Source organism: Burkholderia sp. SRS-25, from assembly GCF_004343765.1.
GTDB classification, from domain to species: domain Bacteria; phylum Pseudomonadota; class Gammaproteobacteria; order Burkholderiales; family Burkholderiaceae; genus Burkholderia; species Burkholderia contaminans.
On record NZ_PTXM01000035.1, the window covers coordinates 38,341 to 63,298 of the forward strand.

22 protein-coding genes are annotated in these 24,958 nt (G+C 67.0%); 11 read left to right on the forward strand and 11 right to left on the reverse strand.

Annotation, left to right across the window (positions count from 1 at the left end):
• Positions 1–58 precede the first annotated feature (58 nt).
• The 3 genes from C5O79_RS35255 to C5O79_RS38325 all read right to left on the reverse strand — a co-directional run bounded on the left by C5O79_RS35255 (position 59) and on the right by C5O79_RS38325 (position 2,085).
• Positions 59–1,420, reverse strand: a complete 1,362-nt coding sequence (locus C5O79_RS35255) for a sensor domain-containing diguanylate cyclase (RefSeq protein WP_122474466.1) — start codon at positions 1,418–1,420, stop codon at positions 59–61.
• 110 nt (positions 1,421–1,530) lie between these two features.
• Positions 1,531–1,779 (reverse strand): DUF2795 domain-containing protein, encoded by a 249-nt coding sequence (locus C5O79_RS35260; protein ID WP_122474465.1) that lies wholly within the window; start codon positions 1,777–1,779, stop codon positions 1,531–1,533.
• 135 nt (positions 1,780–1,914) lie between these two features.
• Entirely contained in the window at positions 1,915–2,085 is a 171-nt protein-coding gene (locus tag C5O79_RS38325) for a hypothetical protein (protein WP_039364617.1), read from the reverse strand.
• Between the two features lie 137 nt (positions 2,086–2,222).
• Here C5O79_RS38325 and speG point away from each other — a divergent pair, with 137 nt between their 5' ends.
• The 3 genes from speG to C5O79_RS35275 all read left to right on the forward strand — a co-directional run bounded on the left by speG (position 2,223) and on the right by C5O79_RS35275 (position 4,360).
• Positions 2,223–2,780, forward strand: a complete 558-nt coding sequence (gene speG / locus C5O79_RS35265; RefSeq protein WP_047852696.1) for a spermidine N1-acetyltransferase — start codon at positions 2,223–2,225, stop codon at positions 2,778–2,780.
• Between the two features lie 488 nt (positions 2,781–3,268).
• A complete protein-coding gene (locus C5O79_RS35270) occupies positions 3,269–3,616 on the forward strand; it encodes a hypothetical protein (RefSeq protein WP_046544146.1) in 348 nt (115 codons plus the stop codon).
• 189 nt (positions 3,617–3,805) lie between these two features.
• Entirely contained in the window at positions 3,806–4,360 is a 555-nt protein-coding gene (locus C5O79_RS35275) for a YaeQ family protein (protein ID WP_039364653.1), read from the forward strand.
• Positions 4,361–4,381: 21 nt separating this feature from the next.
• On the opposite strand, the gene C5O79_RS35280 is transcribed toward C5O79_RS35275, so the two are convergent.
• Complete coding sequence (locus tag C5O79_RS35280) at positions 4,382–4,795, reverse strand: VOC family protein (protein ID WP_046544147.1); 414 nt, start codon at positions 4,793–4,795, stop codon at positions 4,382–4,384.
• Positions 4,796–5,238: 443 nt separating this feature from the next.
• Here C5O79_RS35280 and ada point away from each other — a divergent pair, with 443 nt between their 5' ends.
• The 3 genes from ada to gshA all read left to right on the forward strand — a co-directional run bounded on the left by ada (position 5,239) and on the right by gshA (position 9,391).
• Positions 5,239–6,330, forward strand: a complete 1,092-nt coding sequence (gene ada, locus C5O79_RS35290; RefSeq protein WP_046544148.1) for a bifunctional DNA-binding transcriptional regulator/O6-methylguanine-DNA methyltransferase Ada — start codon at positions 5,239–5,241, stop codon at positions 6,328–6,330.
• On the forward strand, positions 6,327–7,286 hold the full coding sequence (locus C5O79_RS35295) for an AlkA N-terminal domain-containing protein (protein ID WP_122474463.1): 960 nt from the start codon (positions 6,327–6,329) through the stop codon (positions 7,284–7,286). The genes ada and C5O79_RS35295 overlap by 4 nt, the downstream gene beginning before the upstream one ends.
• A 491-nt stretch (positions 7,287–7,777) precedes the next feature.
• Positions 7,778–9,391 (forward strand): glutamate--cysteine ligase, encoded by a 1,614-nt coding sequence (gene gshA / locus C5O79_RS35305; RefSeq protein ID WP_047852372.1) that lies wholly within the window; start codon positions 7,778–7,780, stop codon positions 9,389–9,391.
• A 102-nt stretch (positions 9,392–9,493) separates the two neighbouring features.
• On the opposite strand, the gene C5O79_RS35310 is transcribed toward gshA, so the two are convergent.
• On the reverse strand, positions 9,494–9,805 hold the full coding sequence (locus C5O79_RS35310) for a DUF4148 domain-containing protein (RefSeq protein WP_047852695.1): 312 nt from the start codon (positions 9,803–9,805) through the stop codon (positions 9,494–9,496).
• Positions 9,806–10,212: 407 nt separating this feature from the next.
• Here C5O79_RS35310 and C5O79_RS35320 point away from each other — a divergent pair, with 407 nt between their 5' ends.
• Positions 10,213–11,853, forward strand: coding sequence for an L-lactate permease (locus tag C5O79_RS35320; RefSeq protein WP_046544152.1), 1,641 nt, complete (start codon positions 10,213–10,215; stop codon positions 11,851–11,853).
• Between the two features lie 95 nt (positions 11,854–11,948).
• Here the strand turns inward: C5O79_RS35320 and C5O79_RS35325 are convergent, their stop codons facing one another.
• Entirely contained in the window at positions 11,949–12,866 is a 918-nt protein-coding gene (locus C5O79_RS35325) for a LysR family transcriptional regulator (protein WP_047852371.1), read from the reverse strand.
• Between the two features lie 228 nt (positions 12,867–13,094).
• Between C5O79_RS35325 and C5O79_RS35330 the strand changes: the two genes are divergently transcribed.
• Positions 13,095–15,269, forward strand: a complete 2,175-nt coding sequence (locus tag C5O79_RS35330) for a phospholipase C, phosphocholine-specific (protein ID WP_047852370.1) — start codon at positions 13,095–13,097, stop codon at positions 15,267–15,269.
• A gap of 206 nt (positions 15,270–15,475) precedes the next feature.
• Positions 15,476–16,204, forward strand: a complete 729-nt coding sequence (locus C5O79_RS35335) for a phosphonate utilization associated transcriptional regulator (RefSeq protein ID WP_046544155.1) — start codon at positions 15,476–15,478, stop codon at positions 16,202–16,204.
• Positions 16,205–16,329: 125 nt separating this feature from the next.
• On the opposite strand, the gene C5O79_RS35340 is transcribed toward C5O79_RS35335, so the two are convergent.
• The 5 genes from C5O79_RS35340 to C5O79_RS35360 form a co-directional block, all read right to left on the reverse strand.
• Positions 16,330–17,718, reverse strand: a complete 1,389-nt coding sequence (locus C5O79_RS35340; protein ID WP_122474460.1) for an FAD-dependent oxidoreductase — start codon at positions 17,716–17,718, stop codon at positions 16,330–16,332.
• A gap of 108 nt (positions 17,719–17,826) precedes the next feature.
• Positions 17,827–18,957: a 2-aminoethylphosphonate--pyruvate transaminase gene (locus C5O79_RS35345; protein ID WP_046196339.1), complete on the reverse strand. Its 1,131-nt coding sequence runs from the start codon at positions 18,955–18,957 to the stop codon at positions 17,827–17,829.
• A gap of 48 nt (positions 18,958–19,005) precedes the next feature.
• Entirely contained in the window at positions 19,006–20,733 is a 1,728-nt protein-coding gene (locus C5O79_RS35350) for a putative 2-aminoethylphosphonate ABC transporter permease subunit (RefSeq protein ID WP_122474459.1), read from the reverse strand.
• Positions 20,730–21,821 (reverse strand): putative 2-aminoethylphosphonate ABC transporter ATP-binding protein, encoded by a 1,092-nt coding sequence (locus C5O79_RS35355; RefSeq protein WP_046544159.1) that lies wholly within the window; start codon positions 21,819–21,821, stop codon positions 20,730–20,732. The genes C5O79_RS35350 and C5O79_RS35355 overlap by 4 nt, the downstream gene beginning before the upstream one ends.
• Positions 21,822–21,918: 97 nt before the next feature.
• A complete protein-coding gene (locus C5O79_RS35360; protein ID WP_046544160.1) occupies positions 21,919–22,974 on the reverse strand; it encodes a putative 2-aminoethylphosphonate ABC transporter substrate-binding protein in 1,056 nt (351 codons plus the stop codon).
• A gap of 208 nt (positions 22,975–23,182) precedes the next feature.
• On the opposite strand from C5O79_RS35360, the gene phnA reads away from it, so the two are divergent.
• Together phnA and C5O79_RS35370 are read left to right on the forward strand one after the other, a co-directional pair.
• Complete coding sequence (gene phnA, locus C5O79_RS35365) at positions 23,183–24,421, forward strand: phosphonoacetate hydrolase (RefSeq protein ID WP_046546216.1); 1,239 nt, start codon at positions 23,183–23,185, stop codon at positions 24,419–24,421.
• Positions 24,422–24,450: 29 nt separating this feature from the next.
• Positions 24,451–24,958 (forward strand): aldehyde dehydrogenase family protein (locus C5O79_RS35370; RefSeq protein WP_131932201.1); only part of this gene is annotated, 508 nt, incomplete at its 3' end.

The window sequence follows — 24,958 nt, forward strand, 5'->3', positions numbered from 1 at the left end:
CCGTAACGGCGGATTATTCCGGTCACAATGACCGTAACAAATTGCCAAACAGCAGACGTTATGAGGCGGTGACGACCCTGTTCCGCCCCGTATCCTTCGCACGATACAGCGCGGAGTCGGCGGCTTCGATCAGCGCATCGGGTGTCGACAGATCATCGGCCGATACGGTCGCGCAGCCGACGCTCACGCTCACGCGCCCCGCGGGTGACGTCGGCATCGCGAGATCGAGCCGCAGCACCGCTTCGCGCGCTTCCTCGGCCACGACCCGCGCGCCGCGCGCTCCCGTGTTCGGGAGCACGATCGCGAACTCCTCGCCGCCGTAACGCGCGACGATGTCCGCCGGCCGCCGCACCGCGCCGGCCAGCGCATTCGCGACCGCGATCAGGCATGCGTCGCCCTTCACGTGACCGAACGCGTCGTTGTACGCCTTGAAGTGGTCGACGTCGACCATCAGCAGCGACAGCGGTTCGCCTTGCCGCCGCGCCTGCAGGAACAGCGTGTGGAAATGATCGTTGAAGTGGCTGCGGTTGAACGCGCCCGTCAGGCCGTCGCGTGCGGACGAACGGATCAGGGTCGCGTGCGCTTCGAACAGCCGCTGGTACAACATCGTCACTTCCCACGCGAGCACGCACACGAGCACGCCCGGCGCGAACATGCTGAACACGCGCGCGAGGTACCAGCCGACCGTGAAGCGATTGGTGCTCATCAGGTTCAGCGTCGTGTCGGTGAGGCACGCGAGCACCGCGATCGCGAGCCACAGGTCGAGCGTCGTGCGCAGCCGGCCGGTGGCCAGGACGGCCACGAGCGCCAGCGCATTGAGCAGCCACACGATCAGCGCGACGGCGTTGACAGGCAGCACGGCCGCGTCGCCCGGCGGATGAAACGCGGGTGGCAGCGACACGTTCAGCGCGAACAGGCACAGCAACCCGGCGACGACAGCGGGCCCGCCGATCAGCGCGACCGTCCACCTGCGTGTCTGCTGCGCGCCGATCGGTCCGCGCGCCAGCCGCTCGCGCGCGAGCAGCGCGACCATCACGAAACCCGGGAAGCCTGCATGCCAGAAGATCCACATCCACGCGGCGCTCTGCGGTTGCGCGCCGAACAGCCCGTGCGGCGCGAACACGCCGGGAAAGGTGAGCAGCTGCAATGCGACGGCGAGCGCGGTGAACGCGTAGGCGCCACCGAGCGCGCCGAGCACCGGCTGGCGCGTCACGGTGAACTGCGCGCCGAGAAAGAACGCCGCGATGCTCGCGGTGGTGAACACGGTGAGCGCGCACATCGGCATGAACGGCTCGATGGCCGGCAGCGGGACGTTCGCGTGCGGCGCGGCGATCCCGAGCGCGAGCACGATGACGAGCGCCGTCAGTGCGCCGAACCAGAGCTGACGGCGTGTCGTGTGCTGGATCAGGATGCCTTCCATGGAGTTCCCCGGGCACGTAGGCGGAAACGCCCGGTCTTGCGCCGGGCGACACGCAGCCGGTCGCTGCGCGACCGGCTGCGGCCCGATCCTATCGCGTTATGGGGGCGCGCTCAAACCCCGAGGCCGGGACCGAAGTTGCCGGCGACCCACTGCGTGACGGCGTTCACGTCCGCATAGTCCTGTTCAGGCAGGCCGTCGAGCATCGACAGCACTTCGTTGCTGGCGCCGGCGTTGCGCGCGGCATCGACGATCGCATCCTTGTTGGCCGGGTAGCGGACGGCCGCCAGCACGTCGGCAATCTGCAGGTCGATCGTTTCGCTGGGAATGTCATGGGGAGGCTGGGCGGGCTGGTCGTTCACGGCGGCGTCTCGCGGAGTGAGCGGATCAAGTGGGAATCGGATCGAGGCGAAATTCGGGTGCTGAACAGGGTGCGTCACGCGTTCGCGTTCCGAGGCGGCCAGGCCGGCGCATCCCGCGACTGAACGGCAATCGACTCAATGCCCGCGTCGCACGCGGCGCCACGGATGCTTCCAGTCGATGTGCGGTGCGTTTTCGTCGCGCGGATGCTGGCGCCGATGTTCCTGCCAAAGTTCGTCGGAAAACAGCGCCGCGACGATCACGAGCGGCAGCACGAGGAATATTCCGAGTATGACTTGCTCGAACACGATAGCCTCCTTGCGGTGGCAGGAACCCTTGCTCCCATTCTAGGCTCTGAACTTCGCCCGCGTTCAATTTCTTACAGTGCGAAACAGGCCCGGATGCGGCCTTGTCGCACATGCGCCGGCATCAAAAGGACATGAACATGCAACTCCAGAACGATACCAACACGCTCGCGCTGCGGCCGCTTGAGCGCCAGGACCTGCGCTTTGTCCACGAACTGAACAACGACGCCAAGATCATGCGCTACTGGTTCGAGGAGCCGTACGAAACCTTCTCGGAACTGTCACAACTGTACGACCGCCACGTGCATGACCAGCGCGAGCGCCGTTTCGTCGCGGTCGACGCGCAAGGCGAACTCGTCGGCCTCGTCGAGCTGATCGAGCTCGACTACATTCATCGCCGCGGCGAGTTCCAGATCATCATCGCGCCGCAACGCCAGGGGCGCGGCTATGCGGGCCAGGCGACGCGTCTCGCGATCGAGTACGCGTTCAAGGTGCTGAACATGCGCAAGCTGTACCTGATCGTCGATACGTCCAATGCGGCGGCGATTCACGTGTACGAAAAATGCGGATTCCAGCACGAGGCCGAATTGAAGGAAGAATTTTTCGGAAACGGCGCGTATCACAACGCTTATCGCATGTGCATTTTTCAGCGCGATTATTTCGAGCGCCAGCAAGTCACCCTGGATAAAGCAGGGTAAACACGCTGGCGAAAGGCGCTTGCGGCGGGGCTTTCGCGGGCGCTGAAACCATGCGGCGAAGTACGGATAAATACGGATGCGCTTATACCTGGCATTTTTCTTGTATCAGGTAAATGCGATTCCGCGCTGCGGTAAAGTCGAATCGTTTCGGATGACTTTATGTGCGGCGCATCAAAATGATCCGGATAGCGAAATGGATTATCCAAACCGTTCAATCGCCGTATTGTAACTTTGATGAAAGTCTTGCTGAGTAACGCTTTCCGCTCGGCGGCGCGAGCCTGTTCGCCGGACGGCGCGCGTCGTCGTGCCGGTGCGGGGTGTGAAAAACGGGCTGCGCACGGGGTGCGACAATCCGCCGCTATTGCGGTCGCACAACAAATGTGCTTGCTATCGCTTGCCGGTCTTCTAAAGTGAAAAACGCGGGTTCACGATCACCTTTAAACACATAGCTAACCGAAGCCTGGTGCCCGCAAGCCTGGAGACAGAACATGATGAAACGTACCGGTATCCTTTTTGCCCTCGTCGGCGCATTTTGCGTGGTGTCGATTGCCCAAGCCGGCGACGATTCGGCCGTCAAGCCGAAGCAGGAAATCCAGTTGACGAAGAACGCATGGGGCTGCCTGTCGAAAGACAATCTGGACTCCGTACTGAGTCACGAGCGTGATGGCAAGTCGCAGGCGAAGCAGCAATACTTCGACGACTACCGATGCCTGTCGGTGCCGGAAGGCCAGCGCTTCCGCGTGGTGTCGGTCGACCAGGGCGACGTGCAGTTCGTCAGCGCCGACAACAGCGACCAGCAGGGTCTCTGGACCGATTCGCGCTTCGTCAAGCAGTAACCGTCCCTTCACCGCGCCGTCACACGACGCGCGAGCGCGCCGGCCCGATGAGCCGGCGGCGCGAACCGAACACGGCCCGGCAGATGCCGGGCCGTTGCGCTGTGGGTGGCGCATGACACGCGCCGGACGGCGCGCATTCGGTATCATCACGGCCCGACCGAACCGAATGCCCGCCCGGGCCGCATCCGCATGGCGCTGAAATCCACGATCTACAAAGCAGAACTTCAAATCGCCGACATGGATCGGCATTACTACGCCGATCACGCGTTGACGGTGGCGCGCCATCCGTCCGAAACCGACGACCGGATGATGGTGCGCATCGTCGCGTTCGCGCTGTTCGCGCACGAGCGGCTCGAATTCTGCAAGGGGCTGTCGGACGTCGACGAGCCCGATCTGTGGCAGAAGGACCTGACGGGCGCGATCGACGTCTGGATCGAAGCCGGCCAGCCCGACGAGCGGCGCATCTCGAAGGCGGCCGGCCGCGCCGGGCAGGTCACGGTGATCGCATACGGCGGCAAGACGTCGGATATCTGGTGGCAGGGCGTGCGCAGCAAGGTCGAGCGGCTGCGCAACGTGCAGGTGCTGTCGTTGAACGATGGTGTCGCAGCCGCGCTCGGGAAACTCGCGGAGCGCACGATGCGCCTGCAATGCACGGTGCAGGACGGCGCCGCGTGGATCTCGAGCGCCGACCACGATCCGGTGGCGGTCGAGTGGACGGTGCTGAAGGCGCGCGCGGACGCGTGACGGCCCACGCGCGGGCCGCGTTCAGCCGATCGAGGCCGGCGGCCCCTTGAATTCCAGCATGTTGCCTTCCGGGTCGAACAGGTAGATCGACGGCCCGTAGCCGCCGGCGCCGTAGCGCTCCGCGGGCGCGCCCGGCCGTGCGCCATGCGCGGCGAAATGGGCGGTCAGGGCGTCGGGATCGAACGGCTCGACGCGCAGGCACAGGTGATCGAGATTGCGTCCCGTGCCGGGTGAGCCGCTGTCGGGACGGTCGATCGGGCTGCCGACCGACAGCAGGTCGATCAGCGCGTCGCCGGCGCGCAGCTGTACAAGGCCCAGATCGGGCTGTTCCTTCTCCACATGGCAGCCGACGGCGTCGCAGTAAAAGCGCGTCATCGCAGCCATGTCGGTCACGCGCAGCACGATGTGATCGATCGCGCGGATGGTCGGTTTCATGGGCAGGCACTCCTTCGCAGCGCACGAGCATCGAGTGTAGACGCATCGCGCCTGCGACGCCGGCCGGAACGCGGCACAATCGACAGACGAAAAAAAGCCCGTTCACGCAGAGCGGAACGGGCTTAATCCATATCAGGAGGAGACATGGAGGAGACAGTTCCAACTATACACACGGCGATGGTGCGACGCAATATTCCGAATGCAAAAAAACGTCAGAACGGCGATTTGTCGCATCCGCAGTGCAGCAAAAGGGTGACGGGACGATGACGAAATCCGCGCTTGAGCAGCCGGCGCACGCATTTTGTCGGATTTGTTCTTGAGCGATGCGTCCCCGATTGTTCGGGGCGAGTCAGAGCAAGAATCACAGAGCAAGATTCAGGGCGCGACGGCACGTGCCGATGTCTAGAGTAGGCACCATCTACACTAGAGAGTGCGAGGTTCAGATGAAAACCGCCTATCCGACCGATGATGCCCGCTGGGGCGCCGTCACCGAGCGCGATCCGCATGCGGACGGCGCGTTCTTCTACGCCGTGAGCACGACCGGCGTGTTCTGCCGCCCGACCTGTGCGTCGCGGCTGCCGCGTCGCGAAAATGTGTCGTTCTTCGCCGATACGGCCGCCGCGCGTGCGGCCGGCTTCCGGCCCTGCAAGCGCTGCCAGCCGGAAGGGCTGCCGCGCGAGCTCGAGATCGTCAACCGCGCGTGCGCGGTGCTCGACGCACATGCCGAACGGCTCACGCTGCAGCAACTGAGCGATGCCGTTCACGTGAGCCCGTTTCACCTTCAGCGGCTCTTCAAGCGCGTGGTCGGCGTATCGCCGCGGCAGTACCAGGCGGCGCAACGCGGCGCCGCGTTGCGGCAGGCGCTGCAAAGCGGGCAGCCGGTCACGCAGGCGGCCGTCGACGCGGGCTTCAACTCGCCGTCGCGGCTCTATGCATCGGTGCCGCGCGAGCTCGGGATGGCGCCGTCGGCGTTCCGCCGGCAGGGCGCGGGTCTCCGGATCGACTATGCGACCGCGTCGACGTCGCTCGGCACCGTGCTCGTCGCTGCAACCGAACAAGGCATCTGCCGGATCGCGTTCGGTGACGAACCGGCCGCGCTCGTCGGCGAGCTGAAGGATGCGTTCGCACGTGCCGAGCTGGTCGAGGCATCGGCACGACTCGCGCCGTTCGTCACGCAGATCCGCGCGTACCTGGACGGCACACGGCACGCGTTCGACCTGCCGCTCGACATCGCGCCGACCGCATTCCAGCAGCGCGTGTGGGAGGCGCTGACGCATATTCCGTACGGCGAAACGCGCAGCTACTCGGAGATCGCCGAGGCGCTCGGTGCGCCGCGCGCGGTGCGCGCCGTTGCGTCCGCGTGCGCGTCGAATCCGGTTGCGCTCGCGATCCCGTGCCACCGCGTCGTCCAGAAGGGCGGCGCGCTTTCCGGGTATCGTTGGGGCGTGCGCCGCAAGGCGACGCTGCTCGCGTCCGAGGCGCGTCATGTGCACGACGATCAAACCGAATCCGTTGCGGAGGGCAGTGCAGTTTGAGCATCGCAAAGACAACCATCACCTCCATCGTGAACGGCGGCCATGTGCCGCCGTCCGCGCAAATGGAACTGCGCTTCAATGCGCCTTACGACTGGGCGCGCGTGCTGCGCTTCTTCAGCGGGCGCGCGATTCCGGGTGTCGAGCAGGTGGCGGACGGCGTGTATCGCCGCATCGTCGACCTGCATGGCGATGCCGGCCGGCTCGCGGTCGCGAAACATCCGCGCAAGCACTGCCTGGTCGCGACGGTCGAAGGCGCGGTCGCGCGTCATGTCGATGATGCGTTCGCGATGCGCGTCGCGACGATGTTCGACCTCGGCGCCGATCCGGCCGCCATCGGCGACGGGCTCGCGCGCGATCCGTGGTTCGCGCCGCTCGTCGAGGCCGCGCCGGGGCTGCGTGTGCCGGGCGCATGGTCGGGGTTCGAGCTGGCCGTGCGCGCGATCGTCGGCCAGCAGGTGAGCGTGAAGGCCGCGACGACGATCGTCGGCCGGCTCGTCGAGCGGGCCGGAGAGCGTGTGGTTCATGAAGACGACGGCGCGCCCGCATGGCGCTTCCCGACGCCCGACGCGCTGGCCGCCTGCGATCTCGACAAGATCGGGATGCCCGGCAAGCGGGTGGCGGCACTGACGGGCGTGGCGCGCGCGGTGGCGGCCGGCGACGTTCCGGTCGATCGCGAGCACGCCGATCTCGCGACGCTGCGCAGCGCTTGGCTCGATCTGCCCGGCATCGGCCCGTGGACCGTCGAATACATCGCGATGCGCGCATGGCGCGACCCGGACGCATGGCCGGCCTCCGATCTCGTGCTGATGCAGTCGATCGCCGCGCGCGATCCGGCGCTCGACAGGCTCGCGACCCAGAAGCACCGTACCGAAGGCTGGCGGCCGTGGCGTGCCTATGCGGCGCTGCATTTGTGGAACGAAGTGGCCGACCGGGCGGGCGGCGCGCGCGGCGGGTGAGGGCGGCGGGGATCGCCGAGGCTCGCGGCCGGGTGTGACCTGGCGAGGCTGCGAGGCAACTCGTTGCGCGGGTCGTGCCGGCATGCGCAGGGCTAACCGCCGGAGACCGGACACCGGATACCGGCCGTCACGGCAATTCCGCGCATCCGTCGTCGGCCGGATGCCGTGCGCACGATGCCCACTTACCCCGCTTTCCGCGATCGGTTCGGCGGCAGGGTTGCGCCTGCCGCCACCCGTTCGCGCATCACGTTCCGTCTGACGAATTCGTGTAACCGGCGTGCCCGTTGCCGCCGCATGGAACCGGCCGCAGATGCGGCGACCGCCGCGACCGGCCCGCCCGGCGGCCCGCTCCGGCCCGCGCAGCGCGCCCGGCGCCACCTCAAGCGCGTGTTTCGGCGAGATGTTAAAGTGCCCGCTACCAACGAAGCGACCAACAATCCAGCCGGCCGCGCGTGGCGTTCTGCGCGCGGCCGTCACGCACTTGCGTCTCCATGTCGAACACCATGACTCACCGCCAGTCCGAACTGCTGCTGAATCGCCTCGACGCGCTGAGCTCGGGCCCGACGCGGCAGCATCTGCCCGACGGCCTGCGCGGCATCGAAAAGGAAAGCCTGCGCGTGACGCGCGACGGGATGATCGCGTTCACGCCGCATCCGCGCGCGCTCGGTTCGGCGCTCACGCATCCGGCGCTGACGACCGACTATTCCGAAGCGTTGATCGAGCTGATCACGCCCGCGGAAGGTGACGCCGCGATCACGCTCGAGCGTCTCGACGATCTGCATCGCTACGTCTATGCGTCACTCGGCGACGAGATGCTGTGGAACGACTCGATGCCCGGCCTGCTGCCGGCCGACGACCAGATCCCGATCGCCGACTACGGCACGTCGAACATCGGCCGCCTGAAGACGGTGTACCGGCGCGGCCTCGCGTATCGCTACGGCCGCACGATGCAGTGCATTGCCGGCATCCACTACAACTACTCGCTGCACGAAGAGGTGTGGCGGCGCCTGCATGCGGAAGAAGGCTCGACGGCCACGCTCGTCGATTACCAGTCGGAACGCTATCTCGCGCAGATCCGCAACTTCCGCCGCCGCAGCTGGCTGCTGATGTACCTGTTCGGTGCATCGCCCGCGCTCGACACGAAATTCCTGCGCGGCAAGCCGCACAGGCTCGACACGTTCGATGCCGATACGCTGTACCTGCCGTATGCGACGAGCCTGCGGATGAGCGATCTCGGCTACTCGAACACGACCGCGCAGGCCGCGCTGCACGTCGACTACAACACGCTGCCCGGCTATCTCGACGCGCTGTCGAAGGCCGTGAGCGAGCCGTATCCGGCCTACGAGGCCATCGGCACGCATCGCGACGGCGAGTGGATCCAGATCAACACGAACGTGCTGCAGATCGAGAACGAGTTCTACTCGACGATCCGGCCGAAGCGCGTCACGTATTCGGGCGAGCGGCCGCTGCATGCGCTCGCGTCGCGCGGCGTGCAGTACATCGAAGTGCGCTGTCTCGACATCGATCCGTTCGAGCCGACCGGCATCGCGCTGGAAACCGCGCGCTTCATCGACGCGTTCCTGCTCGCGTGTGCGCTCGACGAAAGCCCGGCGCTCGATTGCCCCGCGTACAAGGAAGCGAACGCGAACTTCGGCAGCGTGACGATGGAAGGGCGCAAGCCGGGGCTCACGCTGCAGCGCGACGGCGAGACGGTCACGCTGCAGGCGTGGGCAGACGACTTGATGGCCGATATCGAAACCGTCGGCCGCCGTCTCGACGAAATCCGCGGCGGCGACGAGCATGCGCGTGCAATCGCCGCGCAACGCGAGAAGCTCGCCGATCCGGAGCGCACGCCGTCCGCGCGCGTGCTGCGCACGATGCGCGAACGCGGTCAGTCGTTCCTCGGGTTCGCGCTGGCGCAGAGCGAAGCGCATGCCGCGCATTTCCGTGCGCGTCCGCCGTCGGCGGAGACGCTGCGCACCGAGCAGGCGCTCGCCGCGAAATCGCTGGCCGAGCAGGCCGAGCTCGAAGCGAAGGAGGCCGGATCGTTCGACGCGTTCGTCGCCGCCTATCGCGCCTATACGCTGAACCGCTTCAGCGTGTGATGTCTGCGCACGTGCATCGCGTCGGTCGGCGCGGTGCGCGATGCGTCTCTCCGTCGCCGGTCGGGTCGCACCGTGGTGCGCTCGATCCGGTTGAGTCCGATGTCAGTGATGCGCGTAGGTGCCGCGGTCGATTGCGTGCGGCTGCGCCGGCTTGCCCGATTCCACGTTTGCCCTGCCTTCGCTGCCGTAGCCGGTGTCCTCGCCGCGCGCCTGCGCGGCACGGCGCATGATCGCCTGCATGTGGTCCGGAAAGTCGGGACTGCTCGCGAGGTTCGCCCGGTAGCCGGCGGCCTGCAGTTCCACGAGTTCCTGGCGGACCTCGGCACGCGTCAGCGTCGACGCGGCCTGCGCGTGAGCGGCGAAGGCCACGCCGATCAGCACGAACGCGCATGCAGCCTGCTTCATCTTTTTCATCGTGTTCACTCCGTGAAGTTCCGGTGCCGTGCCTGCCGTGGCCGGCGCGGGCGGAATCGATGCGACCAGTCTAGGCTTCGGACGCCAAACGAAACATCCCGCCCGCCGTCAGGCACCTTTGCCGCATGTGCAACATTGCGCGGGGGAGCTTTCTGTCGAATACGACAGCAGGCTGCCTGCTGCCGGTCAGCTGGCGGCGGCGCGGGCGTATCGGGTCGGCACGCATCGGGCTTGTCCCCCCTTGTACAAGCGCCGTGCGCCTCCTAACCTCTTTTAAGCAACCGATCGGTTGGGCGTGCGACGTCGTTGCGTGCGCAAGCGCTAGATCCCGGTCGTGACCGCAGGACATCGCCTTGTACCGAACCCGGGGCATCCAGTAGCCAGCTCGGGTCGACTCTGGAGACACGATGAACCCCATCGACGCCCTACCGCCCGGCATCGTCTTCGCACAGCCGCTGACGCCAGTCGCCAACTCGCTGCTGCTGTCCTTCCTCGTCGCCGCGATCCCGATCGCGGTTGCGCTGATCGCACTCGGCGTGCTGCGCCGCCCCGCGTGGCAGGCGTCGCTCGCGGGGCTCGTCGCGGGCCTGGCGGTCGCGATCGGCGCATGGGGCATGCCGGCGGGGCTCGCGTTCAACGCGGTCGGCGCGGGCATGGCGCTCGCGGTCGTGCCGGTGATGTGGATCGTCTTCAACGCATTGCTGCTGTACAACATCGCGGTGAAGTCGGGCCGCTTCGACCAGTTCCGGCAGTGGATGCTCGACAACCTGCCCGACGATCGCCGCCTCGTGCTGCTCGTCGTCGCGTTCTCGTTCGGCTGCCTGCTCGAAGGGATCTCGGGATTCGGCACGCCGGTCGCGATCACGAGCGCACTCTTGATCGCGCTCGGCTTTCCCGCACTCGAAGCGCTCACCTACACGCTGTTGTTCAACACGGCGCCGGTCGCGTTCGGCGCGCTCGGCGTGCCGATCACCGTGCTCGGCGCGGTGACGTCGCTGCCGCCCGCGACACTCGCGCAGATGGTCGGACGCCAGCTGCCGTTCTTCGCGCTGCTGCTGCCGTTCTACGTAGTCGGCGCGTACGGCGGGCTGCGCTCGATCTCGAAGCTGTGGCCGGCGCTGCTCGTGTCGGGCGGCAGCTTCGCGATCGCGCAGTTCGTCACGTCGAACTTCCTCGGCTACCAGCTCACCGACGTGCTGTCGTCGCTCACGTCGCTGATCGTCACGATCGGTTTCCTGCAGGTGTGGAAGCCGCAGCCCGATCCGCAATACGCGCTCGCGCGCAGCGTGCCGGCAACGGCCGGCGCCGCACGCGCGGGCTTCGGCGGCTGGCTGCCGTGGCTGGTCGTGTCGGTGGTCGTGATCGTGTGGGTGCATGCGAACATCGCGGCGATCGGCGACGTGAAGATCAAGTGGCCGGGCCTGCACAACGCGGTGTTCGTGTCGCTGTACCACAAGCCGTATGCGGCGATCTGGGATTTCCAGCCGCTCGGCACGGGCACCGCGATCCTGGTCTCGGCGATCATCACGGCCGCGCTGACGCGCACCGGCGTGGGCGACTTCTTCGAATGCGTGGTCAAGACCTGGCGGCAGACATGGATCGCGATCGTCACGGTGATGATGATCGTCGGGCTCGCGTACCTGCTGAACTACTCGGGGATCAGCTACACGCTCGGCACCGGCGTCGCGTCGACGGGGGCATTGTTCCCGCTGGTGTCCGCGTCGCTCGGCTGGATCGCGGTGTTCCTGTCCGGCAGCGACACGTCGGGCAACGCGTTGTTCGGCAACCTGCAGGTCGTGGCCGCTCGGCAGCTCGGCCTCGATCCGGTGCTGATGGCCGCGACCAACTCGTCGGGCGGCGTGATGGGCAAGATGATCTCGCCGCAGAACATCGCGACGGGTGTATCGACGACGGACCTGAAAGGGCAGGAAGGTGTCGTGTTTGCGCGCACCTTCTGGCACAGCGTGATTCTCACGCTGCTGCTCGGCGTGTTGGTGTTCCTCCAGCAACACGTGCTGACGTGGATGATTCCGGCACTGCCGAAATGATGTGAGCGCAACGACGGAAGGAAGGCACGAGGAAAAACGAGGGAAGGCGCGGAAAAAGCGCCAGCAAAGTGCGGACCCGGTGAGCGCGCGGCAGTTCAGCGCGCGTTCACCCGCCGCGCCGTTCGTCCGGCGTCATCCGTTCCGGCCGCGTCGCTGCCGGCCGGCAGGATGCACGCTAGGAATGCGTCGATCGCGGGGCTCTGGCGCCGCGCCTTCAGGTAGTACACGTATTCGTCGATCGTCGTGTCGACGCCGCGCAGCGCGATCACGCGCAAATCCGGATGACGTTCGGCCTCGCCGAGCGGAAACAGGCTGCCGCCCACGCCGTGCAGGATCGCCTCGCGGATCGCTTCGCGGCTGCCGATCTCCGCAACCGATACGGCCGCGACACCTGCCGCCTCGAGAATCGTCTCCGTACAGCGGCGCGTGACCGAGCCTTCCTCGCGAATCAGCAACCGTACGTCGGCGAGCTGCGCCGGCTCGATCGCGTCGAAGCGCGCGAGCGGATGGTTGCGATGCACGACGAGCACGAGCGGGTCGGTCGAGATCACCTTGCGTTCGAGGCCGTCGGCATCGTTGCGCTGCGACGAGACGGCGAGGTCGATGCGGAATTCCTGCAGCGCCTGCAGGATCTCCTCCGAGTTGCCGATCCGGCACGTGAGCGCGATCGACGGATGCGCGTTCGAAAAGCGGCCGACCGCATCCATGATGTAGTACGGCCCCGTCGCGCCGATCCGCAGGTGGCCTTCGAACAGGCCGCCGACGTTGCGCAGCATGATGTCGGCCTGCGCCTCGAGCGCGATCATCTTCTCGACGAGCGGCAGCAGCTCGATGCCCGTCTCGGTGATCTCGAGCTTGCGGCCGCTCCGGTAGAACAGCTCGACGCCGTACACCTGCTCGACCTGCCGGATCTGCGCGGCGATCGTCGGCTGGCTCACGCCCAGGTGGCGCGCGGCGCGCGTGATGCTGCCCTGCCGGACGGTCGCGTGGAACGCCTTCAGCTGATCGAACACGACTCGGCTTCTCCCCTCTGTATCGCGCGTCAGCGTAGCGCATGCATATGTCGGCCGGATGAAAGGCGCGTCGTGCGCCGCTTCGGAAAAATTCCTGTGGGTAACCCAAAGAAACCTGCGGTAACCGGTCACGCCCGGGACATGCCGGTGCGGGGTAATAACGGCAACGCAAACCGCCGGCCCCGCTCGACTGGCGCCCCTACTCCTACCGACAACAGGGTTCTCTTCATGTCCTCGAACAATCGACGCGATTTCCTGCGGCTCGCCGCGCAGTCGGCCGGCGCGATGGCCGCCTACGCGGGCTTCCCGCCCGCGATCCGCAATGCGCTGGCGATGCCGGCCGCCTATCGCACGGGCACGATCCGCGACGTCGAGCACGTCGTGATCTTCATGCAGGAAAACCGTTCGTTCGACCATTACTTCGGCGGGCTGCGCGGCGTGCGCGGCTTCAACGACCCGCGTCCGCACCTGCTGCCGAGCGGTGCGCCGGTGTGGCAACAGCCGCCCGCGTCGGTGTTCACGAAGAACTACCATTCGCGCGGCCTCGATCCGTCGGCGCCGTACGTGCTGCCGTTCTACCTCGATCCGAAGCAGACGACCGAATTCCAGCCGGGCACCAATCACGGCTGGAGCAGCGGCCACCTGTCCTGGAACAACGGCCAGTGGGACCAGTGGGTGAACCAGAAGCAGGACGTGCTGACGATGGGGTACCTGAAGCGCCAGGATCTCACGTACCACTACGCATTGGCCGACGCGTTCACGATCTGCGATTCGTACTTCTGTTCCGCGCACGCCGACACCGCACCGAACCGCATCTACCTGTGGACCGGCACGGTCGACCCGCGCAACATCTACGGCAACCCGCCGAACGGCCCGGGCATCGGCGAGCGCGACGACGTGAACGGCTATACGTGGACGACCTACGCGGAACGCCTCGAGAACGCGAAGATCAGCTGGAAGGTGTACCAGGGCGGCACGGGCATCCCGGGCGACCCGACCGACAACTACACCGACAACTCGCTGATGTTCTTCAAGCGCTTCCAGGTGAAGGAGGGCGCGAGCGGCCCGCTGGTCGACAAGGGCGCATCGGACCACACGCTCGCCGAGCTGAAGGCCGACGTGCAGGCGAACCGGCTGCCGCAGGTGTCGTGGATCGTGTCGCCGTACAAGTACAGCGAGCACCCGCAGGCTTCCCCGACCGACGGCGCGTTCTACATCAACATGGTGCTCGAGGCGCTCACGTCGAACCCGGAAGTGTGGGCGAAGACGGTGTTCATCCTGAACTACGACGAGAACGACGGGCTGTTCGACCACGTCGTGCCGCCGGTGCCGCCGGTCACGAGCGGCGTGGGCGGCCAGGGCATCGTGTCGTCGAACCTGCTGTCGAACCTCGGCGACGAACTGCTCGACCTGAACAAGTACCCGGGCGAAATGAGCCCGCTCGTGCCGGGTGCGGACCCGGGCGGCATCCAGCCGATCGGCCTCGGTCCGCGCGTGCCGCTGATCATCATCTCGCCGTGGACGAAGGGCGGCTGGGTCTGCTCGGAAACGTTCGACCATACGTCGGTGCTGCGTTTCCTCGAAGCGCGTTTCGGCGTGAAGGAGCCGAACATCAGCGCGTGGCGCCGGTCGATCTGCGGCGACCTCACGTCGGCATTCGACTTCTCCGCGCGCCCCGACACGCGCACGGTGAGCTTCACGGTGCCGCAGCACATCGCGACGGCCGGCCAGGCGTACCAGGTGCCCGCGCAGCAGTCGATGCCGGCACAGGAGCCCGGTACGCGCCCGGCACGTGCGCTGCCGTACGAGCTGTTCGTGCACAGCCGCGTGAGCGGGCACGACGACGCCGTGTCGCTCGACTTCGCGAACACCGGTGATGCAGGTGCCGCGTTTTACGTGTACGACCGCCGCAACCCCACGACGCCGCCGCGCCGCTATGCGGTGTCCGCGCACGACCGCTTCGTCGATACGTGGAATACGTCGGCCGCACGCGGCGATTACCATCTCGCGGCTTATGGCCCGAACGGCTATCTGTGCGAGTTCCAGGGCAACACGCGGCTCGCGGCGGACGGCCGCCACGCGAACCCCGAAGCGCGGATCGGCTACGACGTGCGCAACCGCCACGTGTACCTGCAACTGCGCAACAGCGGGCGCGCGACGTGCCGCGTGACGGTCGACAATGCATACAGCCACAAGCATGCGCGGACCTACACGCTGGAGCCGGGCGAGCGCGTCGAGGATCACTTCGAGCTGTCGTCGAGCCACGGCTGGTACGATCTGACGATCACCGCGACGACGCTGCGCGGCGGCGACGACAAGGTCGTGCGCCGTTTCGCGGGCCACGTCGAGACGGGCCGGCCGAGCCAGAGCGATCCGGGGCCGGTGAAGCACCCGACGGCCTGACGGTCGGCACGCGTCGCGCGACGCGGGCGAGGTCGGCCCGACGCGCGACCGCCGGCTGCCGGCTGCGTTTCGGTTGCATTCCGGCGGGCGGAATTGGTTTTTGGAGACTGAAGACTGTTGACAATGTGTCGGGGCGAGGGTATACAAGGATCATTCGCCGATATGGCGCCCTCGTTTTCTACCGCAGCCTTGCTGCCTGCCCGACCATGACAGCCCCGAACGCGCTCAGCGCCATCGAACTCCTGCAAAGCCAGTCGCTCGCGATGATCGTCCAGGACATGCTCGAGCGCGCGATCGTCTCCGGCGAATACGCCCCTGGCGAGAAGCTCAACGAAGTCGAGATCGCGACCAAGCTGAACGTGTCGCGCGGCCCCGTGCGTGAAGCGTTCCGCGCGCTCGAACAGGCCGGCCTGCTGCGCAACGAGAAGAACCGCGGCGTGACGGTGCGCGTCGTGCCGCTGCGCGAGGCCGAGGAGATCTACGAGGTGCGCGCGATGCTCGACGAGTCGGTCGCTCGCGCGCTCGCGAAGCGCATCTCGCCCGACACGCTGAAGGTGCTGAAGGGCATCATCCAGTCGATGAAGGACGCCGCGAAGACGCACGACGTCACGCGCTACACCGAGCTGAACGTGCAGTTCCACGACGCGATGGTCGTCGGCGTCGGCAATACGCATCTCACCGATACCTACCGCCGGCTCGTGCGCCAGCTCGGCCTGCTGCGCCAGGCGGCGATCGAGGCCGAGGAGGATGCGATCGCGGTGTCCGCGGCCGAGCACGACAAGATCGTGCAGGCGCTCGCGAGCGGCGACGAGGAGCAGGCCGTGGCACTCGTGCGCGAGCACCTGTCGCACGGTCTCGAGCGCATGCGCCGCACGCACGAGCAGGGGCTGCCCGCGGCGGGCAAGGCGGCGCGGGAAAAACCCGTGCGCGCGTAAGCGCCCGGCAACACCTGCGCGGGTTGCCGCGCGCGGCACAAAGCAAAGGGACGCTTCGCAGCGTCCCTTTTTCATTGCGTCTTCAAGTCACACAGGTCCTGCAGGTCCTGCAGGTCGACACATCGTCACGCCTTGTCAGCCTTGCCCGCCGCACTCGCGAATTTCGCGAGCCACGTGTCGACTGCCGCCGGCTGCCGGCTCTCGTCCTCCGCGCGCTCCTTGCGGCGGATCGCATTGCGCACGACGTGCGCGCCGACATAGCGGATCGGCTCCGGCGGGAACGCCCCGAGCGGGCCGCGCACGATCGGGCTGCGCGTCCACGCGTTGTCGAGGCCGAGCACGAGCGACGACAGGATCTGCCCGCCCATGTAGGTCGGCCCCACGCCGTTACCCGAGTAGCCGAAGCCGTAGAACACGTTCGGCGCGTCGTCGAGGCGGCCGAAGAACGGGAAGCCGGTGACGGAGCGATCCGACGGCCCGTTCCAGCTCGCGGTGACCGGCACGCCCGCGAGCGAAGGAAAGAATTCGCGCAGGCTCTGCGTGAGTTGCGCTTCGTAAGGCGAGCGCCGGTCGAACACGGGCGCGATGCGGCTGCGCCACGAGAACGTGTTGCCGCCCTTGCCGAGCATCAGCCGCCCGTCGGCGGTGGTGCGGTAGTAGTACACGAAGATCCGCGAATCGAGCACCGACACGCCGTCCACGAGCCCGGTCTTTTCGAGCAGCGCCGGGCATTTCTCGGTGATGACCATGTCGCTCGACACGACCGCGATCGTGCGCTCGAACTGCGGGAAGCGGCTCGCCATCCATGCGTTGATCGCGAACACGAGCTTGCCCGCGCTCACGCTGCCGGACGGCGTGCGCACGACGGCGAGCCGGCCGGGCGTGAAATCGAGCATCGGCGTGCGTTCATAGATCCGGATGCCCATCGCGAGCGCGACGCGGCGCAGCCCGCGCACGAGCTTGCCGGGATGCACGGTCGCGGCGATCGGCGAGTAGACGCCGTCGAGATTGCGGGCGGACCCCGAGCGGCGCGCGACTTCGGCGGGCGGCAGCGGTTCGTAGCTGTGGATGCCGCATGCGGCGAGCGCGTCGAGCACCGGCACGAGCGTGCCGACCTGCGCGCGTGACGTCGCGGTGTACAGCGTGCCGTCGAGCCGCAGCTCGGCATCGATGTCGTGCGCGCGGCAGAAATCGGCGATGTGCTGCACGGCCGCTTCGGATGCCTTCACGAGCCGAATCGCCTCGGCCTCGCCGAACAGCCGTCGCAGCGTCAGGAATTTTGCGGACCACGTGAGCAGGCAACCGCCGTTGCGGCCGCTCGCGCCGGCGCCGCACAGGTCCGCTTCGACGATCGCGATGTCGAGCGCAGGGTCCTGCTGCTTCGCCTGGATCGCGGTCCAGAGCCCGGTGAAGCCGCCGCCGACGATGCACACGTCGGCACGCGTCTCGCCTTGCAGTGCGGGGGCGAGATCGCCGTCGTTGAACAGCGCTTGTTCGATCCAGAAGGGCCGCATGGGAGGGTTCGTCGAAAAGGGGCCGTGCCGCGCACTGCCAAAAAATCGGCCGCCGCATGCGAACGTGCATGCGGCGGGGACCATCACGTCACGTCGCAATGCGTCACGTCAGGCGGCGGCTTCCGCCGACACGCGACGCACGCCCATTGCTCGCAGCGTGTCGGCGATCGCGGCGACGGCGCCCGGGATGCCGGCTTCGCCGAAGTGGCCGATGCAGCCGACCCGGAACGTCTCGACCTCGGTCAGCTTGCCCGGATACAGGATGTAGCCGCGCTGCTTGACCTCCTGATAGAAGCGCTTGAAGTCGTAGTTCGGATCGTCCGGCGCATGGAACGTGACGATGATCGGCGCCTGGATCGCCGGATCGAGGAACGGCCGGAAACCGAGCGCGAGCATTCCGTCGATCAGCGCGCGATAGTTGCGCTGGTAGCGGCCGCCGCGCGCGGCGAGCCCGCCTTCGTCGACGTATTGCGCAACGGCCGCGTCGAGCGCCGCGACCACGTGCGTCGGCGGCGTGAAACGCCACTGCGTCGTGCGCTGCATGTAGACCCACTGGTCGTACAGGTCCATCGCGAGCGAGTGGCTGTTGCCTTCGCAGCGTTCGAGCGCGCTGCGCTTCGCGATCACGAAGCCGAGCCCCGGCACGCCTTCGAGGCATTTGCCGGATGCGGCGATCACCGCATCGAACGGCGTCGTGCGCGCGTCGATGTCGATCGCGCCGAACGAGCTCATCGCGTCGACGATCAACCCGCGGCCGTGCTTCGCGACGACCTGCGCGACGTCGTGCAGCGGGTTCAGCACGCCGGCGCCGGTTTCGCAGTGCACGAGCGCGACGTGCGTGATGGTCGGATCGGCCGCGAGCGCGCGCTCGACGTCGGCCGGATCGACGCGGCGGTCCTCGCTGTAGTCGATCGTCGTGAGCGTGCGGCCGAGCACGCGGCAGATCTTCGCGAGGCGCGCGCAGTACGCGCCGTTGTTCGGCACCAGCACGTGGCCGTCGCGCGGCACGAGCGTGCCGATCGCCGCCTCGACCGAAAACGTGCCGCTGCCTTGCAGCGGCACGCATTCGTGCGTGCCTTCGCCGTGCACGATCTGCAGCAGGCGTTCGCGCAGCCGCGCGGTGATCGCGTTGAAGTCGCTGTCCCACGAGCCCCAGTCGCGCAGCATCGCGTCGCGCGTGGTGTCGGAGGTCGTCAGGGGGCCTGGGGTGAGCAGGATGGGCTGGGCGGCGAGCGTCATGGTGTCTCCTTGATGAAGTCGGGACGTCACGTGAATACAGTCAGGGAATCAACGGCGATGCGGATTGCGCCAGGCCTGCGTGCGGCGCAACAGGCGGTGCGAGATGCACGCGAACAGCACGCACGCGAACGACGAGGTCGCGAGCACGAGCGTGGCCATCGCGGCAGCCGGGCCCATCTGGCCCGCGTCGTCGAGGTTCAGGATCGCGACCGACGCGGGCTGCGTATCGGGCGAGTAGAGGAACGCGACGGCCGAGACCGTCGTCATCCCGTTGACGAACAGGTAGCGTGCGATCAGCAGGATCGCGGGCAGGCACACGGGCACGGTCACGCGCAGGAAGGTCTTGTAGAACGGCACCTTCAGCGACGCGGATACGGCCTCGAACTCGCTGTCGATCTGCCGGAGCGCGGTGACGGCGGTCAGGTGGCTCGATGCGTAGTAGTGCACCACCGTGACGATCGCGAGCAGCCACAGCGAGCCGTACAGCCCGTTCAGCGGATTGCCGGGCGCGTTGAACAGGAAGATGTAGCTGATGCCGAGCACGAGCCCCGGCACGCCCATCGGCAGGATCGCGCACAGCGCGATGAAGCCGCGCAGCCAGCGCGCGCCGCGCGTCTTCTCGATCAGGTAGGCGCCGCCGAACACGACGATCGTGCCGCCGAGCGCCACCGTCGCGGCCATCCGCAGGCTGTTCTTGTACGCGTCGAAGATGCCGGCGCCGATCAGCCCCATCTCGTAGTGCTGCAGCCCGAGGCTCATCTGGTACGGCCAGAACTTCACGAACGACGCGAACACCGAGATGCCGACCACGGCGATGAAGAATGCGCACACGATGCCGCAGTACGCGAGCATCGCGGCGTCGAAGCCGCGCGACGGCTTCGGCTGGTACGGCGTCGAGCGCGCGCCGAGCTGCGACTGCTGGCGGCGGCGAATGAAGAAGTCGACGCCGAACGCGACGAGGGCGGGGCACAGCAGCATCAGGCTCACGACCGCGCTGCGGTTGAAGTCCTGCAGGCCGATGATCAGCTTGTAGATGTCGGTCGACAGGACGTTGTACGAACCGCCGATCACCACCGGCACGCCGAAGTCGTTGATGCACATCGTGAACGCCACCATCGTCGCGCTGATCAGCCCGTACTTCGCGCCCGGCAGCGTGATCGTGAAGAACTTGCGCATGCGGCGCGTGCCCATCGCGTCGGCGGCCTCGTAGAGCCGGCCGTCGGCCAGCGACAGCGCGGTAACGAGGATCATCAGCACGTGCGGGAACGATGCGTACACCATGCTCAGCACGATGCCCGGCAGCCCGTAGATCGAATGGCCGTGCAGCAGCGGCTTCAGCAGCCCCGCGTTGCCGAACCAGTAGATGAACGACACCGCGGACAGCAGGGTCGGCGCGAGCAGCGGCAGCAGCGCGATCGTGCGCGCCGCGTTCTTCAGCGGCATGCACGAGCGCGTCAGCGCATACGCGAACGTGAACGCCATCGGCACGACGATCGACGTGACGAGCGCGCCGACCGTCAGCGAATGCAGCATCGAGCGCAGCACGCCGCTGTCCTCGAGATACTCGACGAAGTTGTGCGCGCCGACGAAGCGCCCGTCCTCATCGACGAAGCATTTCTGCACGACGAGCGCGAGCGGCAGCAGCAGGAACATCGACATCAGCGCGGCCATCGCGACGAGCGCGAGCTGCGCGATGCGGTCGTGCCAGTGCGTGATCTGCCGCACGTCGGCGGGGGCGGAGGCGCCGCGGCGGCGCTCGGTCAGGACGGTGCTCATTGCAGTCGCTCCTTCGCGCTCGGGAACACGCGGACATGCTCGCGATCGAGCGCGAGATCGATGCGCGCGCCGGCCTGCACGCCGGTGCGGTCGACGTCGTGATACGACAGGTCGGCGACGATCTCCTGGCCGTCGAGCCCGTCGATCCGGAAGCTCACGCGGCAGAACGCGCCGAGGAATTCGAGCTTCTCGACGCGGCCGGCCAGCACGTTGTCGGCCGTCTCGCCCGGCACGCGGATGCGCAGGTCCTCGGGCCGCACGTAGACCGATACCGCCGCGCCTTGCGCGGGGCGGGCCGCACCGTGGCGGCAGTCGAGCCCGACCGCGCCTGCGCGCAGCGTGCCGTCCTGCGCGACTTCGGCGGGGATCGTGTTCACGCGGCCGATGAAGTCCGCGACGAACGGCGACGCGGGCTGCCGGTAGATTTCGAGCGGCGTGCCGATCTGCTCGATCACGCCGTGGTTCATCACGACGATGCGGTCGGCCATCGACAGCGCCTCTTCCTGGTCGTGCGTGACCATGATCGTCGTCACGCCGAGCCGCTGCTGCAGCGCGCGGATCTCCTGGCGCAGCCGGACGCGCACCCGCGCATCGAGTGCCGACAGCGGCTCGTCGAGCAGCAGCAGGCCGGGGGAGGTGGCGAGCGCGCGCGCCAGTGCGATGCGCTGCTGCTGGCCGCCGGACAACTGGCCCGGATGCTTGCGATGGCTGTCGGGCAGGCCGACCAGTGCGAGCAGCGTGTGCACGCGCTCGTGGATCGCGTCGCGCTTCATCCTGCGGTTCACGAGCCCGTACGCGACGTTGTCGTACACGGTGAGATTCGGGAACAGCGCGTACGACTGGAACACGATGCCGTAATCGCGCAGTTGCGGCGGCAGCCGCGAGATGTCGCGGCCGTCCTGCATGATGTGGCCGGCGTTCTGCGTCTCGAGCCCTGCGATGATCCGCAGCAGCGTGGTCTTCCCGCAGCCGGACGGCCCCAGGAAGCAGATCATTTCGCCCTTCATCACGCTCAGGTTGATGTCGGTCAGGACCTGCGTGTCGTTGTACCGCTTCTCGATGCGTTCTGCGCTCAGATAAGGTGCCATGCGCGCCTCCATGCTGGGGCGGCCCGGGGGCCGGATTCGACGATGGAAAGGGTGGCGCGGGGCGGCGCGCGGCGCGGCCCCGCGGCGGGTCGCGGTATTACTGCTGCGCTTTCGCGCCGTAGCGCTTCTGCCATGTATCGAGAATCGACTGGCGGTTCTTCGCCGACCATACGAAGTCGTTCTTCACGAGCAGCTCCGAGTAGTTGTCGGGGATGCCGGCGAGCTTGCGTGCGACACCCGGGTACGCGACGATCGCCCACCAGCGCGCGGTGATCTGGTTCGCCTCCTTGCTCGCCATGAAGTCGGACAGCTTCTTCGCGGCGTCGGGCTGCTTCGTCGTCTTCATGATCGCCGTGCCTTCCATGTCCCAGCCGAGCCCTTCCTTCGGGAACACGAGATCGATCGGCGCGCCCTGCGACTGCAGTTCGTGGCCACGGAACTCGAACGAAATGCCGATCGGGAATTCGCCGGTGCCGGCGAGCGTGCACGGCTTCGAGCCCGAGTGCACGTATTGCGCGACGTTCTTGTCGAGCGCGTCCATGAATTTCCAGCCTTTGTCGTCGCCGAAGGTCTGCAGCCACGCGGTCACGTCGAGGTAGCCGGTGCCGGACGAAACCGGGCTCGGCATCACGATCGCGCCTTTATAGACGGGCTTCGTCAGGTCTTCCCACGACGTCGGCTTCGGGATGCCCTTCGCCTGCGCGGCGACGCGGTTGTAGCAGATCGTCGCGCCCCACACGTCCATGCCGACCCAGTGCGGCGGCGTGTTCGCGTCGCTGTACTTGCGCGTGAGCTGGTCGAAGCCCTTCGGCGCGTACGGCATCAGCATCCCCTGCAGGTCCAGCAGCGTCAGGCTCGACGCGGCGAGGCCGAGCACGACGTCCGCGCGCGGGTTGTTCTTCTCCGCGAGCAGCTTCGCGGTGACCGAGCCGGTCGAGTCGCGCACCCAGCGAATCTCGATGTCGGGGTTCGCCTTCTCGAACGCGTCCTTGTAGGGCTTCATCGCCTCGTCTTCCAGCGCGGTATAGACGAGCAGCGACGTCTTTGCGTGCGCCGCCTGCACCGCGCCGAGCGCGACCGCCGCGGCCAGCGCGAAGCGGGCCGCACCCGTCGCCCATGCGTTCAAACGCTTGTTTACCGGCACTTCGTTCATCTTCAGACCCCTTGACTGTGGCGCCGCGGCACGCGGCGGATGAGTGGAGACCAGCCCTCTTGCTGCTACGTTGTTTTGCTTTCTGTTCTCTGCATGTTGTTGACAATCTACAAATCATCAATTTTAATGTCAAGCATGGAAAACACCTCCCTTCGGCGCGGCGCGGGCGCCGACGGCTCTACCCTTCGAACTGAAAGGAATGAACGTCATGAATGAAACGCCTGTATCCGTGGAAGTGAACGGCCGCCGCTACAACTGGATGAGCCGGCCCGTGGTGGTCGTGTGCGTCGATGGCTGCGCATACGAATATCTGGAGGAAGCGGCCGAGGCCGGCGTCGCGCCGTTCCTGCGCACGCTGCTGAAGCCGGGCACGGCGCTCAAGGGCGAGTGCGTGGTGCCGAGCTTCACGAACCCGAACAATCTGTCGATCGTGACAGGCGTGCCGCCGGCGGTGCATGGGATAAGCGGCAACTACTTCTACGACCGCGACACCGGCGCCGAAGTGCTGATGAACGATCCGAAGTACCTGGTCGCACCGACCGTGCTCGCGACCTTCGCGGAGCAAGGTGCGAAGGTCGCGGTCGTCACCGCGAAGGACAAGTTGCGCCGCCTGCTCGGCAAGGGGCTGAAGGGCATCTGTTTCTCGTCGGAAAAGGCCGACGAGGCGAGCGTCGAGGAAAACGGCATCGACAACGTGCTCGAGCTGGTCGGCAAGCCGGTGCCGAGCGTGTACAGCGCGGATCTGTCGGAATTCGTGTTCGCGGCCGGCGTGCGCCTGCTCGAGACGCGCCCGATCGACCTGATGTACCTGTCGACCACCGACTACGTGCAGCACAAGTGCGCGCCCGGCACGGAAGGCGCGAACGCGTTCTACGCGATGATGGACACCTACCTGCAGCGCCTCGACGCGCTCGGTGCGATCGTCGCGATCACGGCCGACCACGGGATGAACGCGAAGCACGACGATGAAACCGGCGAGCCGAACGTGATCTACCTGCAGGAACTGTTCGACGAGTGGCTCGGCGAGGATGCGGCGCGCGTGATCCTGCCGATCACCGATCCGTACGTCGTGCACCATGGCGCGCTCGGCTCGTTCGCGACCGTCTACGTGCCGGCGACGGCCGACGCCGAAGCGCTGCGCGCACGGCTCGCCGCGGTCGACGGCATCGAGGTCGTGCTCACCGGCGCCGAGGGCTGCGCGCGCTTCGAGCTGCCCCCGGCGCGGATGGGCGACCTGATCGTGATCTCGAAGCAGGACGTCGTGCTCGGCACGCGCCGCATCAAGCACGACCTGTCGGGCCTCGACGTGCCGCTGCGCTCGCACGGCGGGATCTCCGAGCAGATCGTGCCGCTGATCTTCAGCAAGCCGGTCGCCGGCGACGTGTCGGGCCGCGCGCGACTGCGCAACTTCGACATCATCGACATCGCGCTCAACCATCTGCAGTGATGCGCACGCATCCGTAAGGGGACACACTCATGAACGCCATTGCAGCATCGACGGACGTCCGCGAGATTCGTCGCGAAGCACTGCGAATCGATGGGGAACGGATTCATCGGGACGCGGTAATCGAAGTGCGTAATCCGTACGACGGCTCGCTGGTCGGCACCGTGCCGAAGGCGACGCTGGACGACGTGCGGCGCGCGTTCGCGGCCGCGCGTGCGTACCGGCCGACGCTCACGCGCCATGATCGCGCGGCGATCCTGCGCCGCGCGGCCGATATCGTGCGCTCGCGCACTGCCGAGATTGCAGCGCTGATCACGGCCGAGGCGGGTCTTTGCATCAAGGATTCGACGTACGAAGCTGGCCGCGTGGCCGACGTGCTGACGTTCGGCGCCGGCGAAGTGCTGAAGGACGATGGGCAGATCTTCTCGTGCGACCTGACCCCGCACGGCAAGAAGCGCCGCGTGTACACGCAGCGCGACCCGCTGCTCGGCGTGATTTCGGCGATCACGCCGTTCAACCACCCGATGAACCAGGTCGCGC